The 11,018-nt window shown below is 70.5% G+C and carries 10 protein-coding genes; 1 reads left to right on the top strand and 9 read right to left on the bottom strand.

Annotated features, from left to right (window positions below):
• Window positions 1–38 precede the first annotated feature (38 nt).
• Window positions 39–1,784, top strand: a complete 1,746-nt coding sequence (locus U4Z64_RS24060; RefSeq protein WP_321821280.1) for a cyclic peptide export ABC transporter — start codon at window positions 39–41, stop codon at window positions 1,782–1,784.
• 276 nt (window positions 1,785–2,060) lie between these two features.
• Here U4Z64_RS24060 and U4Z64_RS24055 read toward each other — a convergent pair whose 3' ends face one another.
• From U4Z64_RS24055 to U4Z64_RS24015, 9 genes are all read right to left on the bottom strand, one after another.
• Window positions 2,061–3,092: an iron-siderophore ABC transporter substrate-binding protein gene (locus tag U4Z64_RS24055; protein WP_321810025.1), complete on the bottom strand. Its 1,032-nt coding sequence runs from the start codon at window positions 3,090–3,092 to the stop codon at window positions 2,061–2,063.
• Entirely contained in the window at window positions 3,092–3,892 is an 801-nt protein-coding gene (fhuF, locus tag U4Z64_RS24050; protein WP_321821279.1) for a siderophore-iron reductase FhuF, read from the bottom strand. Before fhuF ends, U4Z64_RS24055 begins: the two co-directional genes overlap by 1 nt.
• On the bottom strand, window positions 3,889–5,991 hold the full coding sequence (fhuB, locus tag U4Z64_RS24045) for a Fe(3+)-hydroxamate ABC transporter permease FhuB (RefSeq protein WP_321821278.1): 2,103 nt from the start codon (window positions 5,989–5,991) through the stop codon (window positions 3,889–3,891). Before fhuB ends, fhuF begins: the two co-directional genes overlap by 4 nt.
• Window positions 5,988–6,839 (bottom strand): ABC transporter ATP-binding protein, encoded by an 852-nt coding sequence (locus U4Z64_RS24040; RefSeq protein ID WP_321821277.1) that lies wholly within the window; start codon window positions 6,837–6,839, stop codon window positions 5,988–5,990. The genes fhuB and U4Z64_RS24040 overlap by 4 nt, the downstream gene beginning before the upstream one ends.
• Window positions 6,829–7,848: a TauD/TfdA family dioxygenase gene (locus U4Z64_RS24035; RefSeq protein ID WP_321821276.1), complete on the bottom strand. Its 1,020-nt coding sequence runs from the start codon at window positions 7,846–7,848 to the stop codon at window positions 6,829–6,831. The genes U4Z64_RS24040 and U4Z64_RS24035 overlap by 11 nt, the downstream gene beginning before the upstream one ends.
• A gap of 44 nt (window positions 7,849–7,892) precedes the next feature.
• Complete coding sequence (locus U4Z64_RS24030) at window positions 7,893–8,135, bottom strand: MbtH family protein (RefSeq protein ID WP_044843583.1); 243 nt, start codon at window positions 8,133–8,135, stop codon at window positions 7,893–7,895.
• Window positions 8,136–8,252: 117 nt separating this feature from the next.
• The gene (locus U4Z64_RS24025) at window positions 8,253–8,921 is read right to left on the bottom strand and encodes an RNA polymerase factor sigma-70 (protein WP_321821275.1); all 669 of its coding nucleotides are present in this window, start codon (window positions 8,919–8,921) and stop codon (window positions 8,253–8,255) included.
• 321 nt (window positions 8,922–9,242) lie between these two features.
• The gene (locus tag U4Z64_RS24020; RefSeq protein ID WP_321821330.1) at window positions 9,243–10,265 is read right to left on the bottom strand and encodes a fimbrial protein; all 1,023 of its coding nucleotides are present in this window, start codon (window positions 10,263–10,265) and stop codon (window positions 9,243–9,245) included.
• Window positions 10,262–11,008, bottom strand: coding sequence for a molecular chaperone (locus U4Z64_RS24015; protein WP_321821274.1), 747 nt, complete (start codon window positions 11,006–11,008; stop codon window positions 10,262–10,264). The genes U4Z64_RS24020 and U4Z64_RS24015 overlap by 4 nt, the downstream gene beginning before the upstream one ends.
• Window positions 11,009–11,018: the final 10 nt, after the last annotated feature.

Below are 11,018 nucleotides of genomic sequence, written 5' to 3'. Positions count from 1 at the left end.
CGCAGGGTTTGCCTGCCCTTCATTTACCGACGTTGCCGATGACCGCTGCCCACGAGCCTTCTTCCCCGCCGTCCCTCGACGCCTCCCCCGGCCGCCCCGCGGCCCGCCTGATCCTCGCGTTGCTGCGCGAAAGCCGCGCGTCGCTCGCGCTCGCGCTCGTCGCCTGCGTGCTCAACGGCGTCGCGAGCGTGCTGCTCGTCGCGACGCTGAACCGCGCGCTCGCGACGCCCGGCGCGGCCGACGCGGCGCTCGCGTGGCGCTTCGCGCTGTGCGCGGTGATCGCGCTCGTCACGCGGATCGTGTCGGGCACGCTGTTCGCCCGGTTGTCGCAGGACACGATGGCGCGGCTGCGCGTGCATCTCGCGCGGCGCGTCGGCGCGGCCGAGCTGCGCGACATCGAGCGGATCGGCGCGGCGCCCGTGCAGTCGGTGCTGACCGACGACGCGACCAACGTGTCGATGCTGTTCTTCGCGCTGCCGAACCTGGTGATGCACGGCTCGATCGTGTTCGGCTGCCTCGGCTATCTCGCGTGGCTGTCGTGGCCCGTGTGCGTGCTCGCGCTGACCGCGATCGTCGCCGGCTCGCTCGGCTATCACACCGGCGATCGCCGCGCGATCGCGTCTCTGGAGGCGGCCGGCCACGCGCAGGACCGCCTGTTCGGCTATCTCGGCTCGCTGTTCTCCGGCGCGAAGGAACTGAAGCTGCACGACGCGCGCGCGCGCCAGTTCGTCGACGGCCAGCTCGGCGCCGCGATCGGCGAGGTGCGCGACCACCGCCGCCGCGCGTTCAGCGCGTATGCGGTCGGCGTCGGCTGGATCATCTTCCTGTTCTACGTGTTCCTCGGCGCGGCCGCGTTCTGGCCGCAGCTCGGCGTGCATGCCGATGCGGGCACGGCGGCCGGCTACGTCGTCGTGTTCCTGTTCATGCTGGTGCCGCTCGACGGTCTGCTGAACAACCTGCCGACCGTCAACGCCGCGCGCGTGTCGCTCGGGCGCATCGAAGGCGTAATGGCCGAATTCGGCGCGCTGCGCACGGTGCCGCCCGCCAGCGACGCACCCGACGTGCCGCCGGCAGGCGCCGTCACGCTGCGCGGCGTCACGCACGCGTATTTCCACGAGCGCGACGAACGGATGTTCCGCATCGGGCCGATCGACCTGACGATCCGGCCGGGCGAGCTCGTGTTCATCGTCGGCGGCAACGGCAGCGGCAAGACGACGCTCGCGAAGGTGCTGACGGGGCTCTACGAGCCGGAGGAAGGCACGATCGAGGTCGACGGCCGCCCGATCGGCTGGCGCGAGCGCGCCGCGTACCGGCAGCGTTTCAGCGCGGTGTTCAACGACTTCCACCTGTTCGATGCGCTGCTCGGCATCGTCGATCCCGACGATCCGGCGCGGGCGCAGGCCGATGCGCGCGCGAACGCGCTGGTCGCGAAGCTCGCGCTCGATCACAAGGTGAAGGTCGTCGACGGCGCGTTCTCGAACCGCGCGCTGTCGACCGGGCAACGCAAGCGGCTCGCGCTCGTCGTCGCGTACCTGGAGGACCGGCCGTTCTACCTGTTCGACGAATGGGCGGCCGACCAGGATCCGTCGTTCAAGGCGGTGTTCTACGAACAGATGCTGCCCGAGCTGCGCGCGCGCGGCAAGGCCGTGATCGTGATCACGCACGACGACCGCTATTTCGGTCTCGCCGATCGCCTGCTGAAGCTCGACAACGGGCAGATCGTCAGCGATACGACGCCCGCGCGGTCACGCGCACGCGATGGTGCGGATGCGCTGAGCGCGTAAGTATCGTCAAACACCGGCCGCCTGCGCGCAGCGGATGCTGCACGCAGGCGGTTTCAGGTTCGAAGGATGGTGAGCGTCGGGAAGCACCGGAAGCACCGGAAGCACCGGAAGCACCGGAAGCACCGGAAGCACCGGAAGCACCGGAAATATATCGTTCGGTGTACGTAGTTGTTTACGACGCCGACGTAATACAGCGGAATAGGCATTCGCGCAACACGCGCGAGACCATGCAATTCGCGACCACGCCGCCCCACCTGCCGACGACCCGCCGCGCGTTCAGCGCACGGCCGGCAGCTTCAGCATCGTATCGGTCATCACGTCGGCCAGCTTCAGCGCCGACATCGGCCCGCCGAATCCCCAGATGTTCCGTTCGACGAGCGCGATCCTGCGCTCGCGCAGCGCGGGCACGAAACGCCACACCGGCGAATCGAGTTTCGACGACAGCGGCACGTCCATCCCCGTCGCGGTGACGAACAGCACGGCGAGATCGCGTTGCCGGAGCAGATCGGCGGACGTCACGTAAAGCGTGCCTTCCCGCGTCGGCTTCTTCGGCCACGGATCGAGCCCGAGCGCGCGCGCGAGGCCGGCCGACGTGCTGTTGCCCGTATAGGCCCAGTAGCGGTCGGGCAGCCCGAGATCCTGCAGCAGTGCGATGCGTTCGCCGCCGCGGCCCGCGGCCGCGAGCCGAGCCGCATTGCGCGCGATCCCTGCGTCGAGTTGCGCTTCGACCGCCTGCGCGCGCGCCTCGCGCCCGGTCACGCGACCGATCGTCCGGAAGATCTGGCGCATCCAGTCGAGCTGCGTGACGGGCACACCGTCTTCCGACACGTTCGGGCTGAACTGGAACAGGATCGTCGGCGCGATCCGGTCGAGCGCGGCGAAGATCGGCGCATGCCGGAAGCCGACGCCGATGATCAGGTCGGGCTTCACCGCGGCAATCGCCTCGAGCCCCGGCTCCTGCCGCGAACCGATGTCGGTCACGTGCGCGAGCCGGTCGCTCTGGTAGCCGAGCCAGCCCGGATAAAACGCGGTATCGGCCATGCCGACCGGCACGAGGTCGAGCGCGATCACGCTTTCCGCGAACATGAAGTCGAGCGCGACCACGCGCTGCGGCCGCAGCGGCATCGTCGCGCTCGCCTGCGACACGACGGGGTTGGCGGCGAGCGAGCGTTCCGGTTGCGACGGCATGCCGCCCTGCCCGGCGCGCGCGCCGTCCGCGATCGCGGCGGCCGGCGCACCGCAGCACGCGGCGCCGAGCGCGGCCAGTGCCGCGAGCGCATGGCGGCGGCCGGCATGCGGTACCGGCATCACCGGATCGCATCCTGCCCGGCCAGCGCCGCGTCGTCCATCGTCAATAGCAGCGGGCAGCTTCCACACAGTTGCGTTTCTCCAGGAATTTCATAGCGCAGGCAGCACACGCGGCGCGCGCGAAACGGCGTCGGCAGCAGCGGCGAGCGCGGCACGGCGTCGCGCACCGGCATGCGCAGCGGATTCGGCTCGCCGGCGACGCACGACGCGCCGAACAGCCAGTCGGCATCGCGAACGGGATCGGCCGCGCACGGCAGCGCGCGGTACGTGTCGAGCAGATAGTCGAGCAGGTTGCCCGCATTGCTCCACAGCACGCGCGGCGTGACGCGGCCCATCGCCGCGAGCACGTCGATCACCGCGCCGAGATGCGCGACGAGTCCCGCATAGCGCGGCGCAGGTTCGTCGCACGGCGCGCCGAGCGCGTCCGGCGCGACATACAGCGCGGCCGGCATCCCGTCGTCGAGCGCGACGAAGGTGCGCTCCGGCGCCATGTCGAGCGGCCGCCCGAGCGTCAGCGCGGCGACCACGCCGGCGGGCGCCGCGCGGCCGAAGTAGTACTTGCTCCATTGCGACACCAGCGCGCGCGCATGCAGCGCCGGATCGCCGCCGTAGTGGCGGACCATCGCGTCGAGCACCGCATCGCGATGCTCGGGCAGCGCGCTGACCGGCACGACGATCCGGCCCGGCGCGTGCGTGTCGTCGGGCATCCCGAGCCACACGGCGTCGAGATGCGCGGCGAACGGTTCGGGCGCGAACGCGGAGAATCGCGTGGCGCGTGCGCCGTCGAGCGCCGGCGTCATCGCACCGCGCGCCGGGCGCGGCGCCCCTCGAGGATCAGCAACCCGAGCAGGTAAGGCGCGCCGATCAGCGCGGTCAGCACGCCGGCCGGCACTTCGCGCGGCGCGACGACCGTGCGGGCGGCCAGATCGGCGAGGCCGAGAATCAGCGCGCCGCATGCGGCCGCGAGCCACAGCCGTGTGCGATGCCGGCTCGCGCCGAGCATCGTCGCGACGTGCGGCGCCATCAGCCCGATGAAGCCGACCGGGCCGACCGCCGCGACGGCCGCGCAGGCGGCGAGCGTCGCGATCGTCAGCGCGAGCGGCCGCAGCGCGGCGACCGGCAGGCCGAGCGCGGCCGCCTGCTCGTCGCCGAGCGCGAGCATGTCGAGCGGCCGCGCGAGCCATGCGAATACCGGCAGCGCCAGCACGCACCACGGCAGCAGCATCGACACCTCGCCCCAGCTGCGGCCGTAGGTGCCGCCGACGAGCCAGACGACGAAGCGCGCGGGCTGCACGCTTTGCTGCGTGATCAGCCATTGCGCGAGCGTGGTCCACAGCGCGCCGATCGCGATGCCGGTCAGCGCGACCGCGAGCGGTGCGTAACGATGCCGGTGATTCAGCACGAGCGTGATCGCGAGCGACGCCGCACCGCCGCTCAACGCGGCCGCCGCGAGCGTCACGTGCCCCATCAGCGGCCACGTCGACAACGCGAACAGCGTGACGAGCCCCGCGCCCTGCGTGACGCCGAGCACTTCGGGGCCGGCGAGCGGGTTGCGCACGACGCTCTGCATCGCGACCCCGCTCACCGCCAGCAGCGCACCCGCTAGGAGCGCACACAGCAGCCGCGGCATGCGCAGGTCGATCAGCATCCGCGCGACGGCATCGTGACCCGACAGCGCGGCGGACCAGCGTGCCGGCGACAGCCATTCGGGGCCGGCCGACACGCCGACGAACACGACGAGCGCGCCGGCCGCGACGAACAGCGCGGTGCGCAGCGGCCAGCCGAGCCGTTCGAGCCACCCGACCATGCGCTTCGCCCCGCCGCCAGCCGCGCGTTCGGCTTGTGCGTGCAGCACGCCCGACCACGCGGCGCCGCGCCGGATCATCGCGAGCATCAGCGGCGTGCCGACGAGCGCGATCGCGACGCCGGTCGACAGCGTCGCGTCGAGGCCCGACGCGAGCACCGCGCTGTCGGTGACGAGCACGAGCGCACCGCCCGCGAGCGCCGACAGCGGCACCAGCACGCCGAGCCGCGCCGCGCGTGCGCCGCGCACCTGGCGCAGCAGATTCGGCGCGACCAGCCCGACATACGACAGCGGACCCGCGATGCTGACGGCCACGCTCGTGAACGCGACGGCGACGATCGTCGCCGCGAGCCGCGTCGCGTCGACACGCACGCCGGCCGCGGCCGCCGCCTCGTCACCGAGCGCGAGCGGATTCAGCGGCCGGATCACGAACGGCAGCGCCAGCAGCGGCACGACGAGCCAGCGCGCGGCGAGCGCGAGCCCGGTCGCGCCCGGCTGATAGAGACTGCCGTTGGTCCACAGCGCGGCGCCCGCGATGTTCTGCTCGAAGAACGCGAGCACGAGCGTCGACAGCGCCGCGAACAGCAGCATGCAGACACTGCCCGCGAGCACGAGCCGCAGCGGCGTCGCGCGCCAGCCGCCGGCCGCGACGATCGCGCACGCGGCGGCGACCAGCCCGCAGACGAACAGCAGCGGCACCGATGCGACCCCGGCGAGCGCCGGCACCAGCATCGCCGCGAGCAGGCCGAGCTGGGCGCCGCCCGTCACGCCGAGCAGGTCGGGGGACGCGAGCGGGTTGCGCGTGAGCGACTGGAACAGCGCGCCCGCGATGCCGAGGCAGCCGCCCGCGACGAGCGCGGCCGCGACGCGCGGCAGGTTGAGATCGAACAGGAACACGCCCGCGAGCGCGGCCGCGTCGCTGCCCGGCACGGCGTTCCACCACACGCGCAGGTCGGGTGCGACGCGCAGCGCCGCCAGCACGGCGATCAGTGCAACGAGGCCGAGCGCGAGCGCGCCGGCGCGGCGGCCGGCTACCGCACCGTGGGCGCCCTGCCCGCTCGCGGCGAGCCGCTTGCGCATCGCGAACGTCGTCATACGGCGATATCCCGCTGGACTGTGCGATCGAACGCGTCCGGCGTGCCGGATGCCGGCGGCCCGTAGGCCGGCACGCACATCGGCGCGCCCGTCTGCGGATGCGCGAGCTTCAGCATGTCGACGCCGAACGCCGCGCGCAGCCGCGCCGGCTCCAGCATCGCGTCGGGCGAGCCCTGCGCGACGAGGCGGCCGGCACGCATCAGCACGATCTCGTCGCTGTACGCCGCCGCCTGGTTCAGGTCGTGCAGGACCCACACGATCGTCAGCCCGCGCGCGCGGTTCAGCGTGCGCAGCGCGTCGAGGATGTCGAGCTGGTGATGGATGTCGAGATAGGTCGTCGGCTCGTCGAGCAGGACGATCGGCGCCTGCTGTGCGAGCGCCATCGCGATCCACGCGCGCTGCCGCTCGCCGCCCGACAGCGCGCCGACGTCGCGCCCGGCGTCGCCGGCGAGGCCGCTCGTGTCGAGCGCCTCGTCGATCGCCGCATGATCGGCGCGCGACAGCCCGCGCAGGAAGCCGCCGTACGCGTAGCGCCCGTACGCGACGAGCTCGCGCACCGTCAGGCCCGACGGAATCTGGTTGAACTGCGCGAGCATCGTGAGCTCGCGCGCGAGCGCGCGGCGGCGAAACGACGCGAGCGGCTTGCCGTTCACGTCGACCTGGCCCGCACGCGCGGGCTGCAGGCCCGCGAGCGTGCGCAGCAGCGTGCTCTTGCCGCAGCCGTTCGGGCCGCACAGCGCCGTGACGCGGCCGGCCGCGATCGACAGGTCCAGCCCGTCGATCACGACATGGTCGCGATAACCCACGCTCAGCCCGCGCGCGGCCAGCGCGGCGGTACTACGCGTCATCGGTCCTCCGTTCGGTCGCGCGCGGGACCGTGTAACTCTGCGCCATCGCGACGACCACCTTGCGCGGCCCCTCGAACGGGTCACGCGCGTGCGCGGTCAGCATGTTGTCGAGCATCAGCACGTCGCCCGTCCGCCACGGGAACACGATGCGCTGGCGGTCGAGCACGCCGCGGATCTCCGCGAGCGCGTCGGCCTCCAGCGGCGCGCCGTCGCCGTAGTACACGTTGCGCGGCACGTTCTCGAGCCCGACCGCGTCGACGAGCGCTTCCTGCATGTCGTCGTCGAGCGCGGACAGGTGAAACAGGTTCGCCTGGTTGAACCACACGCGCTCGCCCGTGCGCGGATGGCGCGCGACGGCCTGGCAGCGTTCGCGCGTGCGCAGCAGCAGTTCGCCGTCGTCGTCGGTACGCCATGCGCATTCGATCCCGCGTGCCGCGCACATCCGCTCGACCTCGGCCGGCACGTCGGTGCCGAACGATTGCTGCCACGGAAGGTCGAGCCCCTGGCCGAAATTGCGCACGTACAGCAGTTCGCGCTGCTCGAAGCGCGCGATGAGCGCCGGATCGAGCGCGCGATAGACGGCGCGGCTGTCCGCGATCGGCGTCGCCCCGCCCTTCGGCGCCGCGAGCGCGCAATGAAACCAGATCCGCAGCGGCCACTCGCGCGTATACGACTGCTCGTTGTGCAGCGGAATCGCGCGGTGCGGCGGGTATTCGGTGGACGTGTAGACGGCGCCCTCGACCTGGCTGCGCGGCGTCGACGCGTATTCATAGCCGATCAGCGGATCCCCGAACGATGCCGCGAACCGCTGGAACGCATCGATCGACGGCACGTGAAAGCCCGTGAACAGCACACCGCCCGCCCGTTCGAGCGTGTCGGCCGCGATCGCCTGCGCGAGCGGCGCGATCTCGTCGATCGAAATGCCGTCGGCGCTGCGCGGCGACACGACGGTGGGCAGCCCGGGCTCGATACGCAGGTCGTCGAGCGTCGGCAACGAAAGCAGGGTCATGCAACGTCCTCTTCAGGTGACGCGCCGGATCGCGGCGCGGCGGGTCACGACGTGCGCGTCGCGCGCTCGCCGTCCATCGCGCGGCGCAGGCTCGCGGGGCGCATGTCGGTCCAGACGGTCTCGATGTGCGCGAGGCAGTCGGCTTTCGGGCCGCGCACGCCGACCTCGCGCCAGCCGGCCGGCACGGGCCGGAACGTCGGCCAGATCGAATACTGTTCTTCGTCGTTGATGACGACCGTGTAGACGAGGTCGTCGGTATCGGCGGAAGGCGTCGTGGCTTGCGTCATGATCGAAAAAACGGGAAGCGGTTGAAGGATGCGAAGCGGCAAGTGACCGGACCGTCGGATCGTTGGACCGTTGAATCGGCCGCTCCTGTCTTGAAGACGATTGGCCGGCGCGTTTTTTTACCGTCGCCGCGCGCGGCCGCCGAGAAACACCGGGCACGCGACGCCGCGATGGCATGCGTCGAGGCATTCCGCGCAGTGCCGCTCCGCGTCGCGCACCATGAAATGCACGAGGGTTTGCGACACGTTCAGCGCGCGCGCCGCGGTCTGCAGCGTCTCCTCGCGCAGCCGCACCATCTCGAACGCCGCGCGGCTGCGCGCCGGCAGGTCGTCGAGCGCGGCCCATACGCGGCGCAGCGTGTCGCGCGTCAGCAGCGCGGCCTCGGGCGTCGGTTCCGGCGACGGCACGTCGAAGCCGTCGTCCTCTTCCGTGTGATAGACGTTCTCGAGGCTTTGCCGGCGGCACGCGTCGATCGACGCGTTGCGCACCATCCGCGTCACGTACGCGACCGGCTGGCGCACGGCGTCCTGGTTCGGGAATTCGACGAGCTTCACGAACACGTCGTGCACGACGTCCTCGGCCCGGCTCGCACAACCGACGAAGCCGCGCGCGACGTTGACGAGCATCGCGCGATGGGCGATCAGCACGTCGAGCAGCGCGCCCTGCGCACGCGGCTGCGCGCCGCGATGCGCCCGCGGTGCGGGACGTGACGGGAGGTCCGGACAACTGCCGAGGAACGGGTTCGCCGCTGTGGCCGCCGGCCGTTCGAGCACTTCCGCCATTGCCATCGATCTGCTCCGTCAGATTTCGAGATAGCGCAATTTAACGTAAACGCAAATCATTCTCAATACGATTACGAAATGCCCCTTCAGATCGTCAGGATTTGTCTGATTAATTGACGGGATCCGTGTTTTTGTCGGACGGGATGGCTGGCGCGGAGCGGTGGCGTGGGGAAAGCTTTCCGCGGGAAGGAATTGGCATGGCACCGTAAACGGCCCGCGGCGCCTGGTGGGTGTGGCACGGTGTCGGGAGCGCCGCAAAGACGCGCCGGCATGCCGGCGCTTCTTTCATGGCGCGCGCGGCTCGTCCGGCCGCGCACGCAGCGCGCGTCAGTAGATGAACAGCCGGATCGTTGCGGTCGCATCGAACCGCCCGATCTTCGGCGGCCCGAACGACTTCAGCACCGCATCCATCCGCACGCTTTGGTTCATCACGTTCGACGGAAACTGCGCGAGCGTGAACTGCTGGTTGAACGGAATCGCGTTGCCCTTGCTGTCCTCGATGCCGATCCCGAAATTGCTGTCCTTCGCCGGCACCAGCAGGCCGTTCTGCAGCGGATAGCTCGTTTCGAAATAACCGTCGACGCGCACCGCGACGTTGCACTTCTTGGACAACGACAACGAGAACGGCTTGCGCGGCACCGCGGGCAGGAAGCCGTTACCCACCGCCTGCACCTGTCCGAAGTTGACGATGCCCGGTTCGGGCGTCACGAGCACGTCGACGAAGCACGGCGTCGGCTTGAGGTTGCGCAGGCCGCTCAGGCGGTACTGGAAGCTCGTGCCGAATGCATTCAGCCCGAACTCGCCGTCGAACTGGAACACCGTGTAGATATCGCTCGGCGGCTGGACCCAGTTGCCCTTCTTGCGCACGACGACCTGGTAGTCGATGCTGATGCGGGTCTGCTCGCAACGCCTGCGATCGAAGTCTTCCCTGCTGCACGGCGGCACCGCATAGCCGGTAAACACCCCGCCGCCGCGATTGCTCGTCTTGTCGAAGTAGTCGACGCCCTTGTAGCGGATGCCGATCTCCAGCCCCCACGCGGCCGGGTTCGTGCGGTTCGGATTCGCGTAGAAATAGATGTTGTCGACGACTTTCAGGCTGTCGGCATCGCCGAGATCCTTGTAGCAATACCCCGACGTCGTGCGGACCGGCGACACCCAGATCACGTAGCCGTCCGGCGCGTCGGTCGGATACGACGCCACGCCGCCGATCGGCTCGGTCAGCGAGGTCGCGCCACTGTTCGTCAGGCATCGCAGCGCCCACGCCGGCTGCGCCGCCGCGACCAGCAACGCAAGCACGAGCCAGCGCAGCCATGCTGCCGGCCGTTGCCGTTCGCGCATCCCGCCGCTCATCGCTTCACGCTCTTGCACGCACCGGCATCGCACGCGTATTCGACCGCCACCTGGCCGCCGTAATCGTCGATATGCGTGACGAACAGCGTCGACGGCGTCGCGGCCTTGAACGGCACGTCGGCCGTGCTCATCGGGCTCACCATCACCGGCTCGATCGGCACCGGCGTCTTCTGCGCGCCTGCCGTCACCTCGACCACCGTCACGTGGTACGGCGTCGGGTTGTCGAACACGAGCGTGTGCGCGGCCGGGTCCACCCGCAGCGTCATCGGCAGCGTCCAGTCCTCGTCGCGCGCGGGCTGCACGGCCTTCGGCCGGTAGAACAGCTTCATCTGCGTATGCAGCGCGATCTGCAGCGTGTTCGGTATATCGGACTTCGGCGGCACTTCGCGGATGTTCAGGTAGAACACCGATTCGCGGTCGGCCGGCAGCGCGGCACCGGGCAGCTTCGCGATCCGCAGCACGTTGCGCTCGTTCGCCTCGATGCGCTGCAGCGGCGGCACGACCATCAGCGGCGACGCGATCTTGTTGCCCTTCGCGTCCTCGAGCCACGACTGCACGAGATACGGATACGTCGTGCTCTTGTTCGTGATCGTGACGATCGCGGCCTGTTCGCCTTCGTTGAAGATCACGCGGGTGCGGTCCGGGACGATCGCCGCGTGCGCGACACCGGCGAGCAGCGCGCTCGCCGCACTCAGCATGCACGACGCGCGTCGCAGGAAGGAAAGGGAGAAAACGTGGTTCATCGCTGGATCC

Source organism: Burkholderia sp. BCC1996, from assembly GCF_905339955.1.
In the GTDB taxonomy this organism is placed as follows: Bacteria; Pseudomonadota; Gammaproteobacteria; order Burkholderiales; family Burkholderiaceae; genus Burkholderia.
The sequence above is the reverse complement of the archived record's forward strand: the minus strand, read 5'-3'. Positions and strand labels throughout refer to the sequence as shown.